The sequence below is a fragment of the Streptomyces longispororuber genome (assembly GCF_024448165.1).
Taxonomy (GTDB): Bacteria; Actinomycetota; Actinomycetes; order Streptomycetales; family Streptomycetaceae; genus Streptomyces; species Streptomyces longispororuber_A.
Window position 1 is genome coordinate 20,476 of sequence record NZ_JAMOLN010000060.1, and the last position, 25,137, is coordinate 45,612.

Annotated in this window: 17 protein-coding genes; 4 read left to right on the forward strand and 13 right to left on the reverse strand. The window is 72.3% G+C overall.

Annotated features, from left to right (window positions below):
* Positions 1-120: 120 nt before the first annotated feature.
* From M4J07_RS18575 to M4J07_RS18590, 4 genes are all read right to left on the reverse strand, one after another.
* Positions 121-444, reverse strand: a complete 324-nt coding sequence (locus M4J07_RS18575) for a hypothetical protein (protein WP_255973290.1) — start codon at positions 442-444, stop codon at positions 121-123.
* Positions 441-809, reverse strand: a complete 369-nt coding sequence (locus M4J07_RS18580; protein WP_255973292.1) for a WhiB family transcriptional regulator — start codon at positions 807-809, stop codon at positions 441-443. Before M4J07_RS18580 ends, M4J07_RS18575 begins: the two co-directional genes overlap by 4 nt.
* 187 nt (positions 810-996) lie before the next feature.
* Positions 997-1,320, reverse strand: coding sequence for a hypothetical protein (locus M4J07_RS18585; protein WP_255973294.1), 324 nt, complete (start codon positions 1,318-1,320; stop codon positions 997-999).
* A gap of 163 nt (positions 1,321-1,483) precedes the next feature.
* Positions 1,484-3,703, reverse strand: a complete 2,220-nt coding sequence (locus M4J07_RS18590) for an ATP-dependent DNA helicase UvrD2 (protein WP_255973296.1) — start codon at positions 3,701-3,703, stop codon at positions 1,484-1,486.
* Positions 3,704-3,863: 160 nt separating this feature from the next.
* Between M4J07_RS18590 and M4J07_RS18595 the strand changes: the two genes are divergently transcribed.
* Entirely contained in the window at positions 3,864-4,106 is a 243-nt protein-coding gene (locus tag M4J07_RS18595; RefSeq protein ID WP_255973298.1) for a mycoredoxin, read from the forward strand.
* A gap of 27 nt (positions 4,107-4,133) precedes the next feature.
* Here M4J07_RS18595 and nudC read toward each other — a convergent pair whose 3' ends face one another.
* The 5 genes from nudC to M4J07_RS18620 form a co-directional block, all read right to left on the reverse strand.
* Positions 4,134-5,093, reverse strand: a complete 960-nt coding sequence (gene nudC / locus M4J07_RS18600; protein WP_255973299.1) for an NAD(+) diphosphatase — start codon at positions 5,091-5,093, stop codon at positions 4,134-4,136.
* Between the two features lie 89 nt (positions 5,094-5,182).
* Entirely contained in the window at positions 5,183-6,595 is a 1,413-nt protein-coding gene (locus M4J07_RS18605; protein WP_255973300.1) for a dipeptidase, read from the reverse strand.
* 10 nt (positions 6,596-6,605) lie between these two features.
* Positions 6,606-10,160: a UvrD-helicase domain-containing protein gene (locus M4J07_RS18610; protein ID WP_255973302.1), complete on the reverse strand. Its 3,555-nt coding sequence runs from the start codon at positions 10,158-10,160 to the stop codon at positions 6,606-6,608.
* Between the two features lie 63 nt (positions 10,161-10,223).
* Positions 10,224-13,565: an ATP-dependent helicase gene (locus M4J07_RS18615; protein WP_255973304.1), complete on the reverse strand. Its 3,342-nt coding sequence runs from the start codon at positions 13,563-13,565 to the stop codon at positions 10,224-10,226.
* A gap of 278 nt (positions 13,566-13,843) precedes the next feature.
* Positions 13,844-14,209: an MGMT family protein gene (locus M4J07_RS18620; protein ID WP_305127871.1), complete on the reverse strand. Its 366-nt coding sequence runs from the start codon at positions 14,207-14,209 to the stop codon at positions 13,844-13,846.
* A 164-nt stretch (positions 14,210-14,373) separates the two neighbouring features.
* On the opposite strand from M4J07_RS18620, the gene M4J07_RS18625 reads away from it, so the two are divergent.
* The 3 genes from M4J07_RS18625 (at position 14,374) to M4J07_RS18635 (ending at position 20,535) form a co-directional block, all read left to right on the forward strand.
* Positions 14,374-17,157: a lysylphosphatidylglycerol synthase domain-containing protein gene (locus M4J07_RS18625; RefSeq protein WP_255973308.1), complete on the forward strand. Its 2,784-nt coding sequence runs from the start codon at positions 14,374-14,376 to the stop codon at positions 17,155-17,157.
* A gap of 107 nt (positions 17,158-17,264) precedes the next feature.
* A complete protein-coding gene (locus M4J07_RS18630; RefSeq protein WP_255973310.1) occupies positions 17,265-18,812 on the forward strand; it encodes an alpha/beta hydrolase in 1,548 nt (515 codons plus the stop codon).
* Positions 18,813-18,909: 97 nt separating this feature from the next.
* Positions 18,910-20,535, forward strand: coding sequence for an alpha/beta hydrolase (locus M4J07_RS18635; protein ID WP_255973312.1), 1,626 nt, complete (start codon positions 18,910-18,912; stop codon positions 20,533-20,535).
* Between the two features lie 100 nt (positions 20,536-20,635).
* On the opposite strand, the gene moeZ is transcribed toward M4J07_RS18635, so the two are convergent.
* From moeZ to M4J07_RS18655, 4 genes are all read right to left on the reverse strand, one after another.
* Positions 20,636-21,814: an adenylyltransferase/sulfurtransferase MoeZ gene (gene moeZ, locus M4J07_RS18640; RefSeq protein ID WP_255973314.1), complete on the reverse strand. Its 1,179-nt coding sequence runs from the start codon at positions 21,812-21,814 to the stop codon at positions 20,636-20,638.
* A 72-nt stretch (positions 21,815-21,886) separates the two neighbouring features.
* Positions 21,887-22,636, reverse strand: coding sequence for a spherulation-specific family 4 protein (locus M4J07_RS18645; protein ID WP_255973316.1), 750 nt, complete (start codon positions 22,634-22,636; stop codon positions 21,887-21,889).
* Positions 22,624-23,592 (reverse strand): NAD-dependent epimerase/dehydratase family protein, encoded by a 969-nt coding sequence (locus M4J07_RS18650; RefSeq protein WP_255973318.1) that lies wholly within the window; start codon positions 23,590-23,592, stop codon positions 22,624-22,626. Before M4J07_RS18650 ends, M4J07_RS18645 begins: the two co-directional genes overlap by 13 nt.
* Before the next feature lie 292 nt (positions 23,593-23,884).
* Positions 23,885-25,137 (reverse strand): hypothetical protein (locus tag M4J07_RS18655; protein ID WP_255973319.1); only part of this gene is annotated, 1,253 nt, incomplete at its 5' end.

A 25,137-nucleotide genomic window follows, 5' to 3' on the forward strand; every position in this document is an offset into this window, starting at 1 on the left:
AACTCCATGGACCGATGATCGCCGGGTGCCACGCACCGCGGGGCCGGTCCCTGCCGGACCGGCCCCCGCTCGTTCTGTCTCTTGCTGTCTCTTGCTGTTTTTTGCGCGACGCGCTTTCGCTTACTGCATCACGGCCATGGCGAGCGCGCGCCTGGCCCGCAGCGACGCGCGCTCGGCGCGCCGCTGCATCCGGCGCGCGACCACCAGGCGCATGGCCTGGCGCTCCGTGTGCGCGTCCCTCAGTTGCTCGTGCATATGCGCACGAGCCAGGGCTTCTGGGATGAGTTGCATCTGACGGGTCCTGTTCTGACGCGAGTCGGTCGCGCCGGAGGTGGTGAAGTCTGGGATCGCGGAGCCTGTGGGCTCGCTCGTGGACGGCTTCATCGGGTCCTGCTTCTTCGGGTCGTGCGTCAGGGGGCGGTCGATCGTTCCTCGGGTGTTCATGCCGCGACCGGGTTCTTGCGCGGGCGGCCACGCGGCCGCTTGCGGGCCACGACAACTCCCTGGACGAACAGCTCGCCACCCCAGACGCCCCAGGGCTCACGCCGCTCCTTGGCACCGGCGAGGCAGGCCTCGACCAGCGGGCAGGTACGGCAGAGGGACTTGGCGTACTCGACGTCCGCCGGCGACTCCGCGAAGAAGACCTCCGGGTCGTAGGCACGGCAGGGGACGGGCACGCCGAGGTTCTCGATGGCGTCGTCGAGCGCGGTGAGCGCAGTCAGCGGGTTCAAGGTGGAGTCCTCCGTGGACACGGGCGGGGAAAGAGGGTCTGAAGGCGGTACGGACGGGGCGTGCGCTTCGAGTTGCACGGTGTCTTCTTCCTCGTCTGGTCATTCCGGCCGGTGGGCCGGGTGGCGGTGGTACCGGGTTCTTTTCTTGTCCCGAGGCCCCTTCGTTCTGGCTCCTCGGAAGATCGCTGGGTCTTCCGGGAAAACAGAAGGGCCGCGGATCCCGGGTGGGGTTCCGCGGCCCTGAAGGCGCCGGCCTGATCGTCGATCAGGCTGGATCACTCCAGGGTTCAGGCCCACGGAAGGCCCACATCGTGTGGTGCTGCGTCGTCTGCTTCCGGAATCCGGCACCGGCCGCGGCAAAGGCATAGGCCTGAGCCTGTGCCGTCGCTACTGCTTCCGGTGCCTTGGTCGGTCGCTCATTGCCCTCGCGAATGGGAAGACCCGCGAGAGACAGGCCGGACTCCGGACGCATGGCGCTGAGGCCAGACAGACCGGTGCCCAGGTTCGAGAAGCCGAGCAGGCAGGAAGCGACGACCGAGCGATCGGTCATTTTGACGGTGCTGATGGAGCTGGCCTTGATGCTGATCACTGGATTCGCCTCCTCTCGGCGTCTAGGGGACCGGCGCGAACCGGTCCGACGGCTTTCAAGTACATCACGGAACCAGGGCCTTCGAGAAGGCCGCTGCTTTCGTGCTTTAGAACCTATGGGGATTGCTGGGGCATGCGCAAACTATTTTTTCGACGAGTTTGAATCAGTCGCCCCCGTCGGCACCTTCAGACTCATCGCTCACGGTCTGACCTGCACAAATGGCGAGCACATCGGATCCGTACGTCCGAAACTTCCGCATGCCGACGCCCGGGATGCGGGACAGCTCGGCCTCGTCGTCCGGCGCCGCCTCGGCGATGGCGATCAAGGTCTTGTCGGTGAAGACACAGAACGCGGGCTGGCCGAGGCCGGCCGCGGTGCGGGCCCGCCACTCGACGAGCCGCTCGTAGACCCCTTCGTCCATGTCCGAGGGACAGTCCTCGCAGCGCATCAGCTTCATCTCACCGGCTTCGGTGAGCGTGCGGCCGCAGACCCTGCAGCGCGCCACCTTCCTGTTGGCCCTGCGCCGGGCCCCGGCGAGCGGCCCCTTGGCGTCCGGTCGCGTCCCCAGCTCGACCCCGCCCCGGCCGACGCCCGCACCCCGGCCCACGGAGCCGGTGGAGCCCGGCCGCAGTCCGTCCAGGAAGCGGCTCGCCCGGCGGCCGGGCCGACCGCCCGGCGAGCGGGACAGCGCCCAGGAGACACCGAGGTGGCGCCGGGCCCGGGTGACCCCGACGTACAGGAGGCGCCGCTCCTCCTCGATCTGCTCGTCGGTCTTGGCGTACGTGATCGGCATCATGCCCTCGGCGACGCCGACCAGGAACACGGCGTCCCACTCCAGGCCCTTCGCCGCGTGCAGCGAGGCCAGGGTGACGCCTTCGACGGTCGGCGCGTGCTGGGCATTGGCCCGCTCGTCGAGCTCCGCCACGAAGTCGGCCAGGGTCACTTCCGGGCGGGCCTGCGCGAAGTCCTCCGCGAGGCGGACCAGGGCGGCGAGGGACTCCCATCGGTCGCGGACGGCGCCGGAGCCCGCGGGCGGTTCGCTCGTCCAGCCCTCGCCGGAGAGGACCGCACGGACCTGGGACGGCAGGTCGACGGCCTCGTCGAGCCCCGCGTCGTTGCCCCCGAAGCGGGCTGCCGCGCGCAGCGCGTGGCCGGCCTTGCGGACCTCGGCCCGCTCGAAAAAGCGCTCCGCGCCGCGCAGCTGGTAGGGCACTCCGGCGTCGGCGAGCGCCTGCTCGTAGATCTCCGACTGCCCGTTCGTCCGGAACAGGATCGCGATCTCGCCCGCGGAGACGCCGGCGGCGATGAGCTCCCGGATGCGGCGGGCCGCGCCCTCCGCCTCCGCGGGCTCGTCCGCGTATTCCACATAGACCGGCTCGGGTCCCGCCTCGCGCTGGGAGATCAGCTCCAGACGGTGCTCGGCGGCCCGGCCGGTGGCCCGCGACAGGATTCCGTTTGCGAGGTGCACGACCTGGGGGGAGGAGCGGTAGTCGCGGACCAGTTTGACGACGGTCGCGCTCGGGTGGCGGGTGCGGAAGTTGAGCAGGTGGTCGGGGGTGGCGCCGGTGAAGGAGTAGATCGTCTGGCTGGCGTCGCCGACGACGCAGAGGCTGTCGCGCTCGCCGAGCCACAGGTCGAGCAGGCGCTGCTGGAGCGGGCTGACGTCCTGGTACTCGTCGACGACGAAGTGCTGGTACTGGGCGCGGACCTGCTCGGCGATGTCCTGCCGGTCCTGGAGGATGCCGACGGTGAGCAGCAGGACGTCCTCGAAGTCGATGACCGAGCGGTCCCGCTTCAGCGTCTCGTAGTTCGCGTAGATCTGGGCGATCTCGGCGGGGTTGCGGGGGGACTCACGGCCCGCCTTGTGCGCCGCCGCGGCGTAGTCCGTGGGGACGGTCTGGGTGACCTTGCACCACTCGATCTCGGCTGTCACGTCACGCAGCTCGCCGCGGTCGAGGCGGACGCGGCAGGCGGCAGCGGCGTCGGCGACGATCTGGAGCTTGCGGTCGACGATCCGGGGCAGCTCCCCGCCGACGGCCTTGGGCCAGAAGAACTGGAGCTGGCGCAGCGCCGCCGAGTGGAACGTGCGGGCCTGCACTCCCCCGGCGCCGAGCTGCCGCAGCCGGCCGCGCATCTCCCCCGCGGCGCGGTTGGTGAAGGTGACGGCGAGCACGGTGTTCGGCTGGAGGATCCCGGCGCGGACGCCGTACGCGATGCGGTGCGTGATCGCGCGCGTCTTGCCCGTCCCCGCGCCCGCGAGCACACACACCGGACCGTGCAGGGCCGTCGCCACGGCGCGCTGCTCGGGGTCGAGCCCGTCGAGCACCGCGTCGGCCGATTCCGGGACCTGCGGGAACAGGGTGGAGTGCGTTGCTGCTGTCACCCCGCCATGCTGCCAGGTCTGCGGGGGCGGGTGCGTCGCGCTGTCCACAGGCGGCCGGTGATTGTCGTACTAACGCGACCGACGTGCGGGAATGGTCGTCGCGTCGCGTACGTTCGACGTATTGCGAACACGCACCCCAGCCACGAAGGAGCGCGAGGACATGCCGGGCACTGTGACGATGTACAGCACCACCTGGTGCGGCTACTGCCAGCGGTTGAAGAAGCAGATGGACCGCGAGGGCATCGCGTACTCCGAGATCAACATCGAGCACGACCCGGAATCGGCGGCGTTCGTGGAGAAGGCGAACGGCGGGAACCAGACGGTCCCCACCGTCCTCTTCGACGACGGCTCGACGCTCACGAACCCCTCGCTGGCGCAGGTCAAGCAGAAGATCGGCGCCTGACGCGCCGGGCGCGCGTGAGCGGTTCGCTCACAGCGCGTCGCTGGGCTTCGGCAGGGGCTTGCCGTACCAGAGCTCGATCAGGCGGGCCGCAATCGAGATCCCGTAGGGAGGCATGACCTCCCCGGTCTCGAAGGCGGCCCGCAGGTCTTCGCGGGAGAACCAGCGGGCCTCGTGGATCTCGTCACCGTCCACGTTGATCTCGAAGGACGTGGCGTGCGCCATGAAGCCGAGCATCAGGCTGGAGGGGAACGGCCAGGGCTGGCTGGCGACGTACTCGACGTCCCCGACGAGGACGCCCGCTTCCTCGAAGACCTCGCGGCGCACCGACTGCTCGATGGACTCGCCGGGCTCCACGAATCCGGCGAGCGTCGAGAAGCGGCCCTCGGGCCAGTGCACCTGGCGGCCGAGCAGGATGCGGTCCTGATCGTCCGTGACGGCCATGATCACGGCCGGGTCGGTGCGCGGGTAGTGCTCGGCCCCGCAGGCCTGGCAGCGGCGGATGTGGCCCGCGGCGGCGATGACGGTGCGCTCGCCGCAGCGGGAGCAGAAGCGGTGCAGTCGCTGCCAGTTCTCCAGGGCGACGGCGTGCACCATGAGGCCGGCGTCGCGCGGCGAGAGCAGCAGCCCGGCCTCGCGCAGTCCGGCCGGGCGCGCGGACTGGTCCATGCGCCCCGGAAGCGTGTCCTTCTGCAGCGCGAAGTAGCTCACGCCGTCCTCGTCCGTGCCCAGGAAGTAGCGGTGGGCCTCGGTGAGAGGGGCCTCGAAGGACGGCGTCATGACCAGTTCCGTCGTGCCGTCCGGCGTCTCGTCGATGAGCACCTGACCGCCGGAGACCACGAACACCCGGGTGGTGGGGTGGCTCCACGCCGCGGCGAGCCACGGCTCGTCGATGCGGTGGTGCGCGGCACGGTCGATACCGCTCGGCGCGGACAGCGAGAGCGGTCGGCCTCCGGCCAGGTCAGCGGTGCGGTCGGTCCAGGTGGTCACAGGTGCTTCCAACTCCCCCGGTGATGAAATGGGTGGTTCGGCGGGCGGTTCAGCAGGACGTACGGCGGGACGTGTGCGGGGCGCCTCGTTCAGTGTGCATCCGTCCAGCTCTCCGCGAGATCGCCCCACAGGTGGGCGGCGGTCTCGACGCCCTTCATGAGGAGATCGAGCTCGACCTTCTCGTTCGGCGCGTGCCAGCCGTCGGAGGGGACCGAGATGCCCAGGAACAGGACCGGGGCGTCGAGCACGTCCTGGAGATCGGCGGCGGGGCCCGAACCGCCCTCGCGCGTGAAACGGATCTTCTGCTCGAAGGCCCGTCCCATGGCGCGGACGACCGATTGCAGGGCGGGGTGGTCGAGCGGGGTCAGGCAGGGCCTGGTGGCGGCGCCGAAGGTGATCGTGTGGCTGATTCCCGCGGGCAGCTGCTCGGCGACCCAGGCGGTGACGGCCTTCTCCACGTGGTCCGGGTCCTGCCCGGCGACCAGCCGGAACGAGAGCTTCAGCATCGCCGACGACGGGACGATCGTCTTGCCGCCGGGGCCCTGGTAGCCGCCCCCGATCCCGTTGACCTCAGCGGTCGGGCGGGCCCAGATGCGCTCCAGGGTGGTGAGCCCGGCCTCTCCGTACGTGGCGTGCGACTTGGCCGTGCGCAGCCACTGCGCCTCGTCGAAGGGCAGCTCGGCGAAGAGCTCGCGCTCCCGCTCGGTGAGTTCCACGATGCCGTCGTAGAAGCCGGGGACCGCCACGCGCGCGTGGTCGTCGTGCAGGGCGGCCACGAGGCGGGCGGCGGCGGTCGCCGGGTTCGGGACGGCGCCGCCGAAGGAGCCTGAGTGGATGTCCTGGTCGGGTCCGCGCAGCTCGATCTCGCAGTCGGCGAGACCGCGCATGCCGGTGCAGACCGTGGGGGTGTCCTCGGACCACATGCCGGTGTCGGAGACGATCACGGCGTCGGCGGCGAGGCGCTCCCTGTGCGCTTCCACCAGGGCACGGAAGTGCGGGGAGCCCGACTCCTCCTCGCCCTCGATCAGCAGCTTGAGGTTGACCGCGGGGGCCGTGCGCCCGGTCGCGGCGAGGTGCGCGCGTACCCCGAGTGTGTGGAAGAACACCTGCCCCTTGTCGTCGGCGGCCCCACGCGCGTGGAGGCGGTTGCCGACGACGACCGGCTCGAAGGGATCGGTGTCCCAGCCGTCCTCGCGGGCGGCGGGCTGGACGTCGTGGTGTCCGTAGACGAGGACCGTGGGGGCCCGGGGGTCGCCCGAGGGCCACTCGGCGAACACGGCGGGGGCGCCCGGCGTCTCCCACACCTCGGTGGTCGGGAAGCCGGTCTCCGCCAGTTTCCCGGCGAGCCAGTCGGCGCTGCGCCGCACGTCCGGTGCGTGGTCGGGCTGGGCGGACACGGAGGGGATCCGCAGCCAGGCGGCGAGGTCGTCGAGGAACGCCTCGCGGTGGTTCTCGATGTACGCACGGACGGTGCTGACGGCGCTGTCAACGGGCTTGCTCATGGTCCCGAGCCTATCCGCCCGCCGGAGCGTGCTCGTCCGGCGGCTCCTCGACGGCCTGCGCCTCCTGTGTGACGGCTGCCTGCGGGTCCCGGGTGAGGAGGCGCTCCAGCTCCGCACGCCCGGGCAGCCGCTGTGGCCGGACCGTCTCTCCGCTGCGTACGTACAGGAAGGCGGCGCCGACCGACTCCAGGGGGACGCCCTGCTGCTCGGCCCAGGCGAGCCGGTAGACGGCGAGCTGGAGCGGGTCGGCGGTCTGCTGGTGGCCCGTCTTCCAGTCGACGATCTCGTACGTCACGTCGTCGCCGTCGCCCGTCTTGTAGACGGCGTCGATGCGGCCGCGGACGACCCGGCCCGCGACGGCCAGCTGGAAGGGCAGCTCGACCCGGTACGGGGTGCGGTGCGCGTACGGGGTGCGCTCGAAGGCTTCCTTGAGCGCCTCCAGGTCGCGCTCGTCGGCGATCTCGGCGTCGCTGCCGGGCAGGTCCTCCGGGTCGTGCAGGGGCAGGCGCAGCTCTTCGAAGCGGGATTCCACCCAGGCGTGGAAGCGGGTGCCCTGGCGGGCGGCCGGCTGCGGTGGGCGGGGCATGGGACGGGCCAGCTCCTGGGCGAGGCCGTCGGGGTCGGCGGCCAGGCGCAGCACCTGGGAGGCGGTGAGCGAGTGCGGGACGGGCACCTCGCGCACGGCGGCACGGGCACGCAGCAGTTCGCCGGTGAGGGCGTCGAGGTCGCGGTCCCAGGAGGAGATGGTGCGGACCTCCTCCGGGGTGAGCTCGGACTCCGGGGGCAGCGCGGGGTGCGGAACGGCAGGTGTCGCCTCCGGAAGCCCGGCCACGCGCGCGTGCGGCGGTGTGCCGGGCCGCGGCGAGGGGTGCGGGACCGTGGGGCGCTCGGCGGTCAGCTGCTCCCAGTCGTCGGGGTCGATGGGGTCCTCGGGGCCTTCGGGGTTGTCGGCCGGAAACTCCTCGTCCTCCGGCGGGGGCGGCCAGTCGGGGTCCTCGAAGGGCGGCTCGTCCAGGGCGGCGGGGTGGATCTCCGAGTGCGCGCGGGCCTGCGGAGCCGTCACCGCTCGCTCCAGGTGGGCGAGCACGGTGTCGGCGGCCGCGCGGCGGCGGGCCAGGGACGCAGCGTCCAGCGGCAGCGGCCAGGCGTGCTCGGCGGACGCCTCCTGGAGGGCCGGGTTCTCCTCGTCCTCCGGCGGTTCGTCCGCCCACGACTCGATCTCGCCGTACCCGGCGGCGCAGTGATCGTACAGCGCCTGGAGGAAGTCGGACGGGCCGCGCTTCTTCTTCTGGGACGGTCCCCACCAGTGGCCCGAGCCGAGGAGCAGGGAACGGGGTCGCGTGAACGTGACGTAGCCCAGGCGCAGTTCCTCGGTGTGCTGGTGGTCCTTCATGTCGGCGTGGAACGCCTTCATCGACCTGGAGTCCCACGCCTCGATGTCGGGCAGGGTCGCGGCGTCGCCGCGCAGTTCGTGCGGGACGACCTTGCCCTGGGCCGTCCACTTCTCGCGGCCCTGGGTGCTCGGGAACGTCCCGGTGACCAGGCCGGGGACGGCGACGACGTCCCATTCGAGGCCCTTGGACTTGTGGGCGGTGAGCACCTTCACGGTGTTCTCGCCGCCCGGCAGCGCGTTGTCGAGGCCCTTCTCGTACTGGGCGGCGGTGCGCAGGAAGCCGAGGAAGGCGAGCAGGGTGGCGGAGCCGTCGTGGGCGGCGAAGGACGCGGCGACGTCGAGGAAGTTGGACAGCGTCTCGCGCCGCCGGGCCGCCAGCGCGTGCGGGGACGCGGAGAGTTCGACCTCGAGACCGGTGACGGCCAGGACGCGGTGCAGGACGTCCATCAGCGGGTCGGACAACGAGCGGCGCAGGTCACGCAGGTCGGTGGCGAGGCGCGCGAAGCGCACGCGCGCGTCCGGCGAGAACGGCAGCCCGTCGTCGTCCCCGTCGGCCTCGGCGGAGGTCTCCAGGAACGTGTCGAGCGCGTCCGCGAGCGATATCACCTCGGACGGGTCGACGCCCTCGACGGCCTCGACCAGCCGCCGGTCCGGGTCGTCCTCGTCGCCCCCGCGCGCGTGGGAGACCAGCAGGCGGGCGCGGCGGCCGAGCAGGGCGAGGTCACGCGCGCCGATGCGCCAGCGCGGGCCGGTCAGCAGGCGGACCAGTGCCGCGTTCGCCCCCGGATCCTGGAGGACCTCGCACACGGCGACCAGGTCGGCGACCTCCGGAAGGTGCAACAGGCCCGAGAGACCGACCACTTCGACGGGGATGTCGCGGGCGACGAGCGCGCCCTGGATCTCGGCGAAGTCGGTCGCGGTGCGGCACAGGACGGCGATCTCCCCGGGTGCCGTGCCGGTGCCGACGAGATGGGCGATGGAGTCGGCGAGCCAGTCGATCTCCTCCCCGTGGGTCCGCAGCAGGGCGCAGCGCACGACGCCGTCGCGCTCGGCTCCGGGGGCGGGCCGCAGCGCCTCCACGCCCGCGTGCAGGGCGCGCAGCGGCTCGGCCAGTCCGTTGGCGAGGTCGAGGAGGCGGCCGCCGCTGCGGCGGTTCTCGCTGAGCGCGAAGCGGGTGGCGGGGCGGCCGTCCCCGTGGGCGAAGTGGTCCGGGAAGTCGTCGAGGTTGGCCACGGAGGCGCCGCGCCATCCGTAGATCGCCTGGCAGGGGTCGCCGACCGCGGTCACCGCGTGCCCGGTGCCGCCGCCGAACAGGCCCGCGAGGAGGATCCGCTGGGCCACGGAGGTGTCCTGGTACTCGTCGAGCAGGACGACGCGGAACTCGTCCCGCAGGATCTCGCCGACCTCGGGCCGGGTGCTCGCGAGCGTGGCGGACAGGGCGATCTGGTCGCCGAAGTCCAGCACGTCCCGGGTGCGCTTGGCCGCCCGGTAGTGCCCCACCAGCTCGGACAGCTCCAGCCGTGCGGCGGCCGCCTCGGGCACCTTCCGCAGGTCCGCGTTGCTGAGCTTGGCGCCTTCGAGCGTGCGCAGCAGCTCCTGGTCGTACGCGCGCAGGCGGCCCGGCTCCACGAGGTGCTCGGCGAGCTCGGCGTCGAGGGCGAGCAGGTCGCTCACCAGGTCGGCGAAGGAGCGGGTCAGTGCGGGGTAGGGGCCGGGCGCCTCGCGCAGCACGCGCGCGGCGAGCTGGAAGCGGGTGGCGTCGGCGAGCAGCCGGGTGGTGGGTTCGAGTCCGATGCGCAGGCCGTGGTCGGTCAGGAGCCGGCCGGCGAAGGCGTGGTACGTGGAGATCACGGGCTCGCCCGGGGGGTTGTCCGGGTCGATGGCGTCGGGGTCGGTGACGCCCGCCTTGACGAGGGCCTTGCGGACGCGCTCGGCGAGCTCGCCGGCCGCCTTGTTCGTGAACGTGAGGCCCAGGACCTGCTCGGGCGCGACCTGTCCGGTGCCGACCAGCCAGACCACGCGGGCGGCCATCACCGTCGTCTTGCCGGAGCCCGCTCCGGCCACGATCACCTGCGGGGCGGGCGGCGCCGTGATGCAGGCCGTCTGCTCCGGGGTGAAGGGGATGCCCAGCAGCTCCTTGAGCTGCTCGGGGTCGGTGAGGCGTGTGGTCACCTCATCGAGGCTAACCGGCCCCACTGACAGCGCCGGTCCGTTCCGGCCCGGCGGAGGCGCACGTCACTCCACGACGTGCTTCCCCTCGGGCCGCGCGCTGCACGAGGCCCGGAAGGCGCAGTGCGTGCACTGCTGTCCGGTGGTGGGCGCGAAGCGCTCGTCGAGCACCTTGCCGGCCGCGGTGGCGAGGAGATCGCCGACCCATTCCCCTTCCAGGGGCTCCTGTCCCTGGACCTTCGGCAGGGTCTCGCCGCCGTCCTTCTTCGCCGCGCCCTGGCGCAGCTGCACCAGTTCGGCGCCCCCGGGGTGCGGGCGCGCGCCGTCGAAGGGTTCGTCGACGGCTCCCTCGCGCACGGCGAGCTGGTACACGGCGAGCTGCGGGTGGTGCTCGACGTCGGCGGCGCTGGGCGCCTGCTTGCCGGTCTTGAAGTCGACCACGTAGGCGCGGCCGTCGGCGTCGCGCTCGACGCGGTCCATGGAGCCGCGGATACGGACCTCGTAGGAGCCGGCCTCCAGCGTGACGTCGAAGTCGTGCTCACTGGCGACGGGGGTACGGCCGCCGCGATCCATGACGTGCCACTGGAGGAAGCGTTCGAGCGCCACGCGCGCGTGCTCCTTCTCCTGCGCCGACTTCCAGGGCGCGTCGAAGGCGAGCGCGTCCCACACGGAGTCGAGGCGCTCCATGAGGACGGCGAGGTCGGCGGGGGTGCGCCCGGAAGCGACCTCGTCGGCCAGGACGTGCACGACGTTGCCGAAGCCCTGGGCGGCGGTGGCGGGGGCGTCGGCCTTGACCTCACGGCCCAGGAACCATTGCAGGGCGCAGGTGTTGGCGAGCTGGTCGAGGGCGCTTCCGGAGAGCACCACGGGCTTGTCGCGGTCCCGCAGCGGCACCTTGCTCTCGGTCGGTTCGTACATGCCCCACCAGCGGTACGGGTGGGCGGACGGCACGAGGGGTCTGCCGTCGTCGTCGCTGAGCGCGGCGAGGCGGGCGAGCCGGCGGGCCGCGGCCTCCCGCAGCGCCTCCGAGACGCGCGGGTCCACGGTCGTGGCGCGCAGGTCGGCGACGAGGGCGGACACGGACAGCGGGCGGCGCGGACGGCCCGTGACGTCCTTGGGCTCGATGCCGAGTTCGGTCAGGAACCGGGAGGGCTGGTCGCCGTCGTCGGCGGGCGCCTTCACCGCGGTGACGACGAGGCGCTCCCGCGCGCGCGTGGCGGCCACGTAGAACAGGCGCCGCTCCTCGGCCAGCAGAGCCCCGGGGGTGAGGGGTTCGGCGAGACCGTCACGGCCGATGCGGTCGGCCTCCAGGAGGGAGCCGCGGCGGCGCAGATCGGGCCACAGTCCCTCCTGGACACCCGCGACGACCACGAGGCGCCACTCCAGTCCCTTGGAGCGGTGAGCGGTCATGAGGCGTACGGCGTCCGGCCGCACGGCCCGCCCTGCGAGGGTGTCGGCGGCGATGTCCTGGGCCTCCAGCTCCTCCAGGAAGTTGCGGGCGCCGCGGCCGCCGGTGCGCTCCTCCGCGCGCGAGGCGACGGCGAACAGGGCGCACACGGCGTCCAGATCACGGTCGGCGTTGCGGCCCGCCGCGCCTCCGCGGCGTGCGGCCCGCTCCAGGCGGTGGGGCCAGGGCGTTCCGTTCCACAGCTCCCAGAGGGCCTCTTCGGCGGTACCGCCGTCGGTCAGCTTCTGGCGGGCGCGGGCGAGCAGGTCACCGAGGCGCTGTGCACCGCGCGCGTAGGCGGGGTCGTGCAGGGCGAGTCGCTCGGGTTCCGCGAGGGCGCGGGCGAGCAGGTCGTCCGAGGGCGGCGGCAGGTGGTTGCCGGCGGCGCGCTCCTCCTCGCGCAGGGCGCGCCCGAGGCGGCGCAGGTCGGCGGCGTCCATGCCGGCCAGGGGCGAGGCCAGGAGGGTGAGCGCCGTCTCGGTGTCGAGCCAGCAGACGGCTCCCGGGGCGTCGTCGTCCGGTTCGCCCGGTTCGTCCGGGGCGTCGTCGTCCGCCGCGGAGGGGTCGTGAGACGGGTGTGCCACCGCCTTCAGCGCCGTCAGCAGCGGCGTGACCGCCGGTTCGTGGCGCAGCGGCAGGTCGTCGCCGTCGATGTCCAGGGGCACGCCCGCCACCGTGAGCGCGCGCCGCACGGCGGGGATGCTGCGGGCGCCCGCGCGCACGAGGACGGCCATGTCGCTCCACGCGATGCCGTCCTCCAGGTGGGCACGGCGCAGGATGTCCGCGACGTTGTCCAGCTCCGTGCCGGACGTCGGGTACGTGTAGACCTCGGCTCCGCCGCCGTCGCGCACGGGCGCGAGCTCGCGGTGGGCGCGCACCTTGTCCGCGGGGAGCCGGGTCAGCGGCATCCGTCGGGTGAGGCGGCGGGTCGCTTCCAGGAGGCGGGCGCCGGAACGCCGGGACGTGGTGAGGACCTCGACGGGGGCGGGGGTGCCGTCCGCGCGCGGGAAGTCGTCGGGGAAGTCCAGGATGCCGTTCACGTCGGCGCCCCGGAACGCGTAGATCGACTGGTCCGGGTCGCCGAACGCGACGAGTGTGCGGCCGCCGCCCGCGAGCGCGTGCAGGAGCCGCACCTGGGCCGGGTCGGTGTCCTGGTACTCGTCGACGAACACCGCGTCGTACCGCACGCCGATCTGGTCGGCGACCTCCTGGCGGCGGGCCAGCAGGACGGCGCGGTGCACCAGCTCGGAGTAGTCGAGCACCCCCTGCATGTCGAGGACGTCCAGGTACTCGGCCAGGAACGTGGCGGCCGCGCGCCAGTCGGGCCGGCCGATGCGGCGCGCGAAGGCGTCCAGGGCGGCGGGCCCCAGGCCCAGCTCACGGCTGCGCGCGAGAACCGCGCGCACTTCGTCCGCGAAGCCGCGCGTGGTGAGGCAGGCGCGCAGTTCGTCCGGCCAGCGCACGTGCGCGAGCCCGGCCCGCTCCAGGTCGATCTGGCCGGCGAGCAGCTCACGTACGGCGACGTCCTGCTCGGGACCGGACAGCAGGCGCAGCGGCTCCACGAAGAGGTCCGCGTCCTGGTGGGCGCGGACGAGGGCGTAACAGAAGGAGTGGAACGTCGTCGCCTGCGGGGCGCGCGCCGCTCCTATGCGCAGTGCCATCCGGTCGCGCAGTTCGACGGCGGCCTTGCGGCTGAACGTGAGCACGAGGATGCGCGAGGGTTCGGTCCCCTGCGCGATGCGCGCGGCGACCGCCTCCACGAGGGTCGTCGTCTTTCCCGTGCCGGGACCGGCCAGGACGAGGAGGGGCCCGTGGGCGTGGTCAACCACCGCACGCTGATGTGCGTCCAGACGAGGGGGGTCCACCGGAGCCGGCGGGGTACGCACCAGTCGGTACGCGCCGGGGATCCCCTGTCGAACCTGGTGGTGCGACAGGTGCCGGGTGGACGAAGAGGAGCTCACGTGGATCGCTGGTCCTGGTGGGTGTGCTGGTGGTCGAAGCGCCGTCCGTGCAGGGCGGTGGCCGCGGGGTGAGGGAGGTGTCTGCCATCGACGGTGCCGTCGACGCTACGCCGTCGAGTGTGGCGGAAGCCGGGCTTCCGGCGCGTCCCTCGCGTCCCTTTCGGCCCAGGTGTGCCCTGTCTCACGAACGGACGGGGCTGCGGCGGAGTGCCCCGCGCGCCGCGTTTCCCCCGTACGGACCACAGGCACCACGCCCGCGCGCGGGATGGCCGAAGCTGTCAATCGTGAGCTTCCGCAGGCGTCCTGCCGTCCCATCGCGCGCGCTTCATGTCCAGGCGCGGCAGGTGGCTCCCGGCGGCCCTGGATGCCTCACGCAGCGGCGTGTTCTCTTCCCTGTAGTGGTCGAGCGCGCCCAGTTCGTGCCCCGGGAGCATCGCCCCGTCCGCGCGCACGACACGCCACCACGGAACCGCGCCTCCGTAGAGGGACATCACCCGGCCCACCTGGCGCGGGCCGCCCTCCTCCAGCCACTCGGCGACGTCCCCGTACGTCATGACCCGCCCGGGCGGGATCAGCTCGGCGACCTCCAGGACCCGCTCCGCGTACTCGGGAAGTTCTCCCGCCGACTCGCTCTCCTCGCTCATCCGGCCCATCCTGCCGCACGGCACCGACAACACGGAGGGACATCGGGGCAGCCGTCTGGAGAGACGCACAAGAAGGCGCTTGCCGACGACGTCAAGCTCCTCGAATGCACCCTGATACCCCCCTATCGCGATGGGACATGCCACCATCGTGCGGGCGGTGACTGGTGATACGAGATCAAGAAGAGACGACGGAGCAGCAGAGCGTGCACCCCGACAAGGCGGAGGGCACCTCTGTGACACCGGCGCGCCCTGAGGACACGGCCGAGGAGGCCGCCGGGACGAAGCAGGAACAGCCGCTGCACGACCCGGACTGCGTCGACGCCGACGCGCACGCGGAGCAGGTCGACGGCGACGAACCGCTGCTCCCCGCGCGCGTGCACCGCCCTTCCGACCTGATGCGTCTCCTCGTGGGCCTGCTCGCGATCGCCGTGCTGCTCGCCATCGCCGCGTTCGCGCACGCCACGACCTCGGGCTTCGCCCAGGACATCAACAAGGGCACCGGCCAGGCGCCGGACCTGCTGACCAAGTTCGCGGGTCTCGCGTCGAGCATCGCCATCCTCCTCGTACCGGTCGCCTTCGCCATCGAGCGGCTCATCAAGCGCGACGGGCTGCGGATCGCCGACGGGGTGCTCGCGGCGGTCCTCGCGCACGGCGTGACGCTCGCGACCGACCTCTGGGTCGCCAAGGCCGCCCCGCAGTCCATCCAGGACGCGCTCACGAAGGTGTCGCCCGGCGACATCCATGCGCTGACCGATCCGGTGCACGGCTACTTGGCGCCCGTCATCGCCTATATGACGGCCGTCGGGATGTCCCGGCGACCACGATGGCGCGTGGTGCTGTGGGTGGTGCTGCTGCTCGACGCGTTCGCCATGCTGGTCACCGGATACACGACACCGTTCTCGATCATCCTGACGATCCTCATCGGCTGGACCGTCGCCTACGGGACGCTGTACGCGGTCGGCTCCCCCAATGTGCGTCCTACGGGACAGACGCTGCTGGCCGGACTGCGGCACGTCGGCTTCCACCCCGTGAAGGCGTCCCGCGAGGAGGCCCACGAGGGCGCCACGGAGAACGGCGACCGGGGGCGGCGCTACTTCGTCACCCTGGAGGACGGCCCGCCGCTCGACGTCACGGTCGTCGACCGGGAACAGCAGGCGCAGGGCTTCTTCTACCGGGTGTGGCGGCGGCTGACGCTGCGCGGCATCACCACGGGCCGCAGCCTCCAGTCGCTGCGCCAGGCCCTGGAGCAGGAGGCGCTCCTCGCCTACGCGGCGATCGCGGCGGGGGCGAACGCGCCGAAGCTGATCGCCACGTCCGAGCTGGGCCCCGACGCCGTGATGCTCGTGTACGAGCACATCGGCGGCAGGTCCCTGGACGCGATGCCTGACGAGGAGATCACCGACCAGCTGCTGCGCGACACCTGGCACCAGGTGCAGGCGCTCCAGTCGCGGCGGATCGCGCATCGGCGGCTCGCGGGCGACGCGATTCTGGTGGATCGTTCCGGCACGGTGATCCTCACGGATCTGCGCGGCGGTGAGATCGCGGCGGGCGACCTGGTGCTGCGCATGGACATCGCGCAGTTGGTCACGACGATGGGCCTGCGGGTGGGGGCCGAGCGGGCCGTCGCGTCGGCGGTCGGCGTGCTCGGCCCCGACGCCGTCGCCGACTGTCTGCCGCTGCTGCAGCCGATCGCGCTCACCCGCACCACCAGGGCGACGCTGCGCAAGCTCGGACGGGAGCGCGCCCAACGGGAGCGCGAGGCCGTCCTGGAGGCGTCCAGCAAGGCCAAGCAGGCCCGCCTGGAGGACGCCGAGGCCCCGGCCGGCGCCGACGACAAGAAGGACGACAAGAAGTCCGTACGGGCCGAGAAGAAGTCCGAGAAGGCCGAGCGGCAGGCCGAGAAGCGCGCCCTCGACGAGGCGCTCGACGAGGCCCGCGAGGAGGACCTGCTCACCCAGATCCGCCACCAGGTGCTGCGCATCCGGCCGCAGGCCCCCGTCGAACCGGCCCGCCTGGAGCGCATCAGGCCGCGCACGCTGATCAGTTTCATCGCCGGTGCGATCGGCGCGTACTTCCTGCTGTCGCAGCTCACACACATCGACTTCGGCACGATCGTCGGCGAGGCCGAATGGGGCTGGGTCGGCCTCGCGGTGGTGTTCTCCGCGCTCAGCTACGTGGCCGCGGCGATGAGCCTGCTCGGCTTCGTGCCCGAACGGGTGCCCTTCATGCGGACCGTCGCCGCCCAGGTCGCCGGGTCGTTCGTGAAGATCGTGGCTCCCGCCGCGGTCGGCGGTGTCGCGCTCAACACCCGGTTCCTGCAGCGTGCGGGGGTGCGCCCCGGGCTCGCGGTCGCCAGTGTGGGCGCCTCCCAGCTGTTCGGCATGTGCAGCCACATCCTGCTGCTGCTGACCTTCGGCTACCTGACGGGCACCGAGAAGACGCCCTCCTTGTCGCCGTCCCGGACGGTCATCGCGGGTCTGCTGACGGTCGCCGTGCTCGTCCTCGTGGTGACGTCCATCCCCTTCCTGAGGAAGTTCGTCGTCACGCGCGTGCGCTCGCTCTTCGCGGGTGTCGTGCCGCGCATGCTCGACGTCCTCCAGCGGCCCCGGAAGCTGCTCACCGGCATCGGCGGCATGCTGCTGCTGACCGCCTGTTTCGTGATGTGCCTCGACGCCTCGATCCGCGCCTTCGGGGACAACACGACGAGCCTGAGCCTGGCCAGCGTCGCGGTCGTCTTCCTCGCCGGCAACGCGCTCGGCTCCGCGGCACCGACCCCCGGTGGTGTGGGCGCGGTCGAGGCGACGCTGACGGTGGGTCTGATCGCGGTCGGTCTGCCCAAGGAGGTGGCCGCTCCCGCGGTGCTCCTGTACCGACTGCTCACACTGTGGCTGCCCGTCCTTCCCGGCTGGTTGTTCTTCAACCACCTGACGCGGAAGGGCGCGCTCTGACCGGCGCCCCGCCTTCGGTGGAGCGCACGCGACAGGGCACTTGAAGGGCCTCACCCGCACAGCCCGCAGCCCGAGCGCCCCGCACCCGGCCGCCGCAGGATGGACGCATGCCCAATCCGTCCCGGCCCCGTGCCGCAGCCCTGGCCGTCACCGCCGCCCTGCTGTCAGCGTCCCTCGCGGCGTGCAGCAACGACTCGCAGGACGACGTGGACCTGCCGTCCCAGAAGCTGAGCTGGAAGGACTGCCCCGCACCGTCGGAGTCCGAGGGCGGCGGCGACGCGCCCTCCCCGCTGCCCGGTGGCGCCGAGTGGCAGTGCGCCACCATGAAGGCGCCGCTCGACTGGGCGGCCCCCGAGGGCGACACCATCGGCATCGCACTGATCCGTGCGCGGTCCAGCGGCGACGAGGACCGGCGCATCGGCTCGCTGGTCTTCAACTTCGGCGGCCCCGGCGGCTCCGGCATCACCACCCTGCCGGCCTTCGGCACGGACTACGCGAAGCTGCGGACCCGCTACGACCTGGTGAGCTTCGACCCGCGCGGAGTGGGCCGCAGCGCCGGCATCGCGTGCGAGGACGACGAGCAGCTCGACGAGTACTTCCAGCAGGACTCGACGCCGGACGACGCGGCGGAGCAGAAGAAGCTCGTCAGCAACATCACGGGCTTCAACAACGCCTGCGACAAGAACTCCGGCAAGGTCCTCCCGCACGTCAGGACCACCGACGCGGCCCGCGACATGGACCTGATGCGCCAGGTGCTCGGCGACGACAAGCTGCACTACTTCGGCATCTCCTACGGCACCGAACTGGGCGGTGTCTACGCCCACTTGTTCCCCAAGAACGTGGGCCGCGCCGTGTTCGACGGCGTCGTCGACCCCACGCAGAGCCCCGAGGAGGGCTCTCTCGGACAGGCCAAGGGCTTCCAGCGCGCCCTCGACAACTACGCGAAGGACTGCACGTCACAGGTCGAGGACTGCCCCGTCGGCGACACCCCGGACGAGGTGAAGGAGAAGATCGCCAAGCTGCTCGACGAGCTGGAGGAGAAGCCGATCCCGGGGATCTTCCCGCGCGATCTGACCCAGACCGCCGCGACGAACGGCATCGCGCAGTCCCTGTACTCGAAGGACTTCTGGGAGTACCTCACCGAAGGCCTCCAGCAGGCGTACGACGGTGACGGCAAGGTCCTCATGCTGCTGTCCGACTCGATGAACGGGCGGAACGAGGACGGCAAGTACAGCAACATCCAGGCCGCCAACGTCGCCATCAACTGCGCGGACGACAAACCGCGTTACACGACGCAGGACGTCGAGGCGAAGCTGCCGGAGTTCCGCTCGGCCTCTCCACTGTTCGGCGACTACCTGGCCTGGGGCATGCTCGGCTGCACCGACTGGGCCGTCGACGGCGCGGCCGACCACCCGGACGTGAGCGCGGCGGGCTCCGCCCCGATCCTCGTCGTCGGCAACACCGGCGACCCGGCCACCCCGTACGAGGGCGCGCGGAAGATGGTCGACGCGCTGGGCGACGGGGTGGGCGTCGAGCTGACGTACAAGGGGCAGGGGCACGGCGCGTACGACAGCGGCAACAAGTGCGTCCTGGGCGCCGTGAACGGCTATCTCCTCGACGGGACCGTCCCGAAAGAGGGAACGGTCTGCTCGTGATCCCGGAGTTGTCCACAGGCCGGAGCGCAGGTCGGCGTGACCTCCTACGATGGCCTGACTGTCTTTCGAACGGGGGCAGTTGAGGGGGGAGGTGCCCATGGCGCCGCAGGAACCGCGTGCCCGCGCAGAGCAGCGCACACGCACAGGACAAGGCATCCGCGCGCTCGCTCTGACGGCGGCGGCCGTGCTGACGGCCGGCCTGGTCACCGGCTGCAGCGGGTCGAGCGGCGGCGAAGGCCGGGACGATCCGAAGCCGCCGTCGTCGAGCGGCGGCGCGACGCGGTCCGCCACCGCGACACCGCGGGACGCCGCGCTGCCGCCACTGCCCTCCTCGCTCACCGGTCAGCGCCTGGACTGGGGCCGCTGCAAAGGGTCCGCGAGCACGCCCGCGCCCGGCTCCGACTGGCAGTGCGCGACGCTCAAGGCACCGCTGGACTACGCGAAGCCGGGCGGCCCGACGATCGGGCTCGCCCTCATCCGCACGAAGTCCAGAGGCGGCGGAACGGAGCGCATCGGCTCCCTCCTCTTCAACTTCGGCGGGCCGGGCGGCTCCGGCGTCGACCTGCTGCCGGCCTTCGCTCCGCAGTACGCGAAGCTGCGCGAGCGCTACGACCTGGTGGGCTTCGATCCGCGCGGGGTCGCGGCCAGCCACGGGATGCGCTGCCGCAGCGACAAGGAGACGCAGGCCGCCGAGTCCGTCGACCTCACGCCGGACACGGCGGCGGAGGAGAAGGCGTACCTGAAGGACGCGACCGACTTCGGCAAGGGCTGCCGGAAGGCCGGTGACCTGCTCGGACACGTGTCGACCGTGGAGGCCGCGCGCGACATGGACCTGATGCGCGAGGTCCTGGGCGACGACGAGCTGCACTACATGGGCGTCTCGTACGGGACGGAACTCGGCGGGATCTACGCCCACTTGTTCCCCGGCAAGGTCGGCCGGCTCGTCCTGGACGCGGTCGTCGACCCGACGGCCGGGCGCGTGGGGCAGGCCGAGAACCAGGCACGCGGCTTCCAGCGGGCGCTCGACAACTATCTGAAGTCCCGCGGCAAGGACCCGGCGGAAGGGTCGAAGGAGATCGCGGCGCTCCTGAAGAAGCTCGACGAGAAGCCGCTGCCGACCTCGGGCGGCCGGGAGCTGAACGAGTCGCTCGCGACCACCGGCATCGCGGTCACCCTGTACAGCCAGAACAGCTGGCCCGCCCTCACCCGGGGCCTGCAGGGCGCCGAGAAGGGCGACGGCACGGCGCTCCTCGCGCTCGCCGACTCGTACAACGACCGTGACCCGAGCGGGCACTACGGCACCGCGAGCCACTCACAGCGCGCGATCTCCTGCCTGGACGACAAGGTGCGGCCGACGGTGGCGCAGACGAAGGCGCGGCTGGCGAAGTTCCGCGAGATCTCGCCGGTCTTCGGGCAGTACATGGGCTGGGACACGGCGGGCTGGTGCCACGACTGGCCGGTGCCGGGGCAGTGGGACGACCCCGACGTGAGCGCGCCGAGCGCGGCGCCGGTCCTCGTCGTGGGCAACACCGGCGACCCGGCGACTCCCTACGAGGGCGCGCGCCGGATGGCCGACGAGCTCGGCAAGGGCGTCGGTGTCGAGCTGACGTGGAAGGGCGAGGGGCACGGGGCGTACGGCTCGGGCAGCTCCTGCGTGGACTCCACGGTGAACGCGTATCTGCTGGAGGGCCGAATACCGCGCGACGGCAAGGTGTGCTCCTGACCAGGGGCGATCCCGGCGATCCTCAGGCCGCCGACATGCCGGACGGGCCCCGCGCGCAGTGCGCGGGGCCCGTCGGGAAAGGTCGGTTCCGAGCCGGGGCTCAGTAGACCGGCTTCTCCGGCTCGATCTGGTTGACCCAGCCGATGACGCCGCCGCCGACGTGCACGGCGTCCGCGAAGCCCGCGGACTTGAGCACGGCGAGGACTTCCGCACTGCGGACACCCGTCTTGCAGTGCAAGACGATCTTCTTGTCCTGCGGCAGCGCCTCCAGGGCGGTGCCCATGAGGAACTCGTTCTTGGGGATCAGCTTGGCGCCCGGGATCGAGACGATCTCGTACTCGTTCTGCTCGCGGACATCGATGATCTCGATGTTCTCGCCGTCGTCGATCCACTCCTTGAGCTGCTTGGGAGTGATCGTCGAGCCGGCGGCCGCCTCCTGGGCCTCCTCGGACACGACGCCGCAGAAGGCCTCGTAGTCGATGAGCTCGGTGACGGTCGGGTTCTCGCCGCAGACCGCGCAGTTGGGGTCCTTGCGGACCTTGACCTGGCGGTACTGCATCTCCAGGGCGTCGTAGATCATCAGGCGGCCGACCAGCGGGTCGCCGACACCGGCCAGGACCTTGATCGCCTCGGTGACCTGGATGGAGCCGATCGACGCGCAGAGCACACCGAGGACGCCGCCCTCGGCGCAGGACGGGACCATGCCCGGCGGCGGGGGCTCCGGGTACAGGCAGCGGTAGCACGGCCCGTGCTCGGACCAGAAGACCGAGGCCTGGCCGTCGAAGCGGTAGATGGAACCCCACACGTACGGCTTGTTGAGCAGCACACACGCGTCGTTGACGAGGTAGCGCGTCGCGAAGTTGTCGGTGCCGTCGACGATCAGGTCGTACTGGCTGAAGATGTCCATCACGTTCTCGGCCTCAAGCCGCTCTTCGTGGAGGATCACGTTCACGTACGGGTTGATGCCGAGGACGGAGTCCTTCGCGGACTCGGCCTTCGAGCGGCCGATGTCGGCCTGGCTGTGGATGATCTGGCGCTGCAGGTTCGACTCGTCGACCTCGTCGAACTCCACGATGCCGAGCGTGCCCACGCCCGCGGCGGCCAGGTACATCAGGGCCGGCGACCCGAGGCCACCGGCGCCCACACAGAGCACCTTGGCGTTCTTCAGCCGCTTCTGCCCGTCCATCCCGACATCCGGGATGATCAGGTGGCGGGAGTACCTGCGGACCTCGTCGACGGTGAGCTCAGCAGCTGGCTCGACCAGGGGTGGCAGCGACACGGAGACCTCATTAATGCAGCTGGTCGGTATCTACGTACGGTTGTTCCGTCTGTAACACTGCCACGCCCTCCTTCATTCCGAGACACCTGTTCCGATACGCGAGACGATTTCGTCCCAGTACCCGGGCATCGCCTCCCAGGGGGCGCTCGCGCCGCCCCGGTCCGTGCGGTCGGTGAAGTAGATCGTGCCCGCGCCCTGCCAGCGCGCGATGCGCAGCGCCTCCTCCAGGTGGCCGCGCGGCATCCCGTGGACGAAGTGGCAGAACTTCTCGGGCGAGTACTCGGCGGTCCACTCCGCGACCTGGGACCAGCGGTAGTCGCTCCAGGGCCCGGAGAAGGTCACCAACTGGTCGGCGGTCTCGGCGAATCCGGGGTACGGGTGGGTGCCGTGGCCGAGCACGATGTACGCGTCGTCGACGAGGGCGCGCAGCGTGGTGACCGTGCGCCGCACCTCGGGCAGTGCGGCTCGCTCGGTGGCACAGCGGTCGAGGGAGAAGCCGTCGACCTGGTACCAGTCGAGGAACCGGTGGGCGTCGGAGACGAGTTCGCCGAAGGAGCGGGCTCCGTAGGTCATGTCCAGGTGACCAAGGACACGCACGCCCGCGTTCCGCAGCCGGCCCGCCGCTTCCAGACAGTGCGGGTCGGGGCGGGCGCCCGGACCGTTGGCGATGTTCAGGACGACCCAGTGCAGAGGGGTGGCCGGGCGGGTGAGTTCGGCCCACTCGGTGGGGGCGACGAGGGGGTGGGCGAAGCCCGGGATGCCTACGCCGAGGCGTACGTCGGTGCTCGACAGGCCGGTCGCGGTCGGGGTCAGATACGGCATGCCGCCTCCATCCAGATGTCGGCGAGGGACTCTTCGAGGTTGATCCGGGGACGCCAGCCGAGCCGGTCGCGGGCCGTGCGCACGTCGGCCTGCTGCCAGCTGCCGCAGCCGTCGGGGTACGGGTACGCGGCCGGCGGGCTGTGCATCCCGTGGTCGGATTCGGTGCGCGGGTGGGCGACGGATTGCCGCAGGGCGACGGGCGGCCCGTCGAGTTCGTGGAGGGCGCCGCCGAATCCGGCGACCCGGGCGAGCACGGCGGCGGCGTCGCGCAGCCGCACGGCACGGCCGGAGCCGATGTTGATGACGCCCTGTGCGGCGGACAGCGACGCGGCGTGCACGGCACGGGCCACGTCCCGTACGTCGATGAAGTCGCGCTGCGCGCCGAGACCGCCGAGCTTCAGTTCGCCGTCGCCCGCCTGCATCGCCCGGCGCATGGCTTCGGCGAGCCGGCCGAGCGGCGAGCCGGCCGGGGTGCCGGGCCCCGCGGGCGAGAAGACGCGCAGGACGACGGCGTCGAGGCCGGAGCCCAGGACGAGCTCGGTGGCGGCGAGCTTGCTGACGCCGTACGGGCCGCCGGGCCTGGGGACCGCGTCCTCGGCGGTGGACGACCCGGGTTGCGAGGGTCCGTACTCGGCACCGCAGCCGATCTGCACGAGGCGGGCGCCGCAGCCGCTGCGGCGCAGGGCCTCGCAGACGGTGGCGACGGCGACGGTGTTGTGCCGGGTGAGTTCGCGTGCGCCACCGCGGGTGGCACCGGCACAGTTGATGACGACCCCGGGGTGGACGGCGTCCAGGAAGCGGGTGAGCGCGCCGGGGCTGCCGGTGGCGAGGTCGAAGCGGACGTCGGCGTCGTCGCCCCGGCCGAGCGCGGTGAGCTGCACGGCGGGGTCGGCCAGGAGACGGTCGGCGACGAAGCGGCCGAGGTACCCGTTGGCTCCGATCAGCAGGACCCTCATCGGACGCCTCCGGGGGTCCGCGCGCCGAGGACTGCGCACGCCGCGCGCCGGGCGCACCGGTCGTGGGTCCCGCGCTGCCCGTGGGTTCCACACTGCCCGTGAGGCCCGGAGTATCCGGCGTATCCGGTGCCTCCGGGAGGAGGGGTGGTCATCTGGCGTTCTCCTTAGGGGTGTTGCCGTGGATCGTGAGGTGGGTCCGCGGTGTCGGCCCCGCGGGAGAGAGGTGGTGCTGGTCATGCGGCGCGCGGTGCGCGCGGTGGCGTGGAGTGCCCGGCGGATGCGCTCTCCGCGGTCATGGCGCGCCGCCCGTCGGGCAGTCGGCGACGGCGTGGGCGGAGGCGCGGATCAGCGTCCGGATGGCGTGGATCAGCAGCGCCAGGGCGGCGACGGCGCAGGTCGCCCCGGGCACGACGCCCACGCCGGCGGCGTCGACGGCGCTCTCGACGGGGGTGCCCAGGAAGGCGCAGCCGGGCAGCCGCGCGGCGAAGACCGTGGCGACGGCCAGGGCCTCGGCGGCGGCGGCCGTACCGAGCACCACGGCGGGCGCGTGTGTCCGGCCGTGCGCGGTCAGGAGCCGGGCGAGCAGCAGCAGGACGCCCAGGGCACCCGCGCCCGCGAAGTCCACGTCCTGGTCGAGCACGGCCCCGGACAGACCGAGCAGCACGGCCAGGGCGAGGGCGAACAGGACGACGGAGCCGAGGAGGAGCGGCCGGACGGAGGAGGCGAATTCGGCGAGGCCACGGCTGGTGGTGAGGCGTCGGCGGGCCCCGGCGACGAAGAGCCGGGCGCACCAGGTGGCGGGCGCCACGGCGACGGCGAGCGCGACGAGCGGAGCGGTGGCGAGGGGCAGTCCCGCGTCGGGGCCGCCGGCCAGCGCGGTGTTCAGCAGGCCATCGCCCAGCAGGGCGTAGACCAGCAGCCACCAGACCCAGAGGCGGGTCGCGGGGGCGGGCGGGCCCTCACCGGCGCGCAGCGGTCCGTGCCGCAGGGTCGTGCGCAGGGCGGCGGCGACGGCGAGGGCTCCGCCGATGCCGACGGCCAGGCGGGTGGCGCCCGTCGTGGCGTTCAGCGCGAGCAGGGCGAGGGTGCAGACGGCGCCCGGGAGCAGGGCGAGTCCGGCCCAGGCGCCGCGCACGCCCGTGGTCTCCGCCGGTGGCGCGGTGGGCTCCCGGCCGGGGTCGCCGTCCCGGGGCACGCGGGCGTACATCTCCTCGGCGAGCGAGAACACGTCCTTGTGGCGGAAGCGGGCGGCGGTCCGGTCGGTCACTCCGTGGGCCTCGAGGCCGGCGGCGATCTCCAGCGGGTCGACCGCGCGCTCGCACAGTTCGCGGTGCCGGTGCATCAGGACCTTGACGGGGTCGACTCCGGAACGGCGTTGTGGTGTACGGGAGTTGGTGACGCCGGCCGTCGCGGGGGCGGCTGCGGCGGGGCGAGCGGGGGTGCCCCGCTCGTCGGCGTGCGAGGTTCGCCACCGCTCGCCCCGGCCACCTTCGGCGTCGGCATCGGCACCGGCGTGGACATCGCCATCGGCGCCGGCACCCGCAC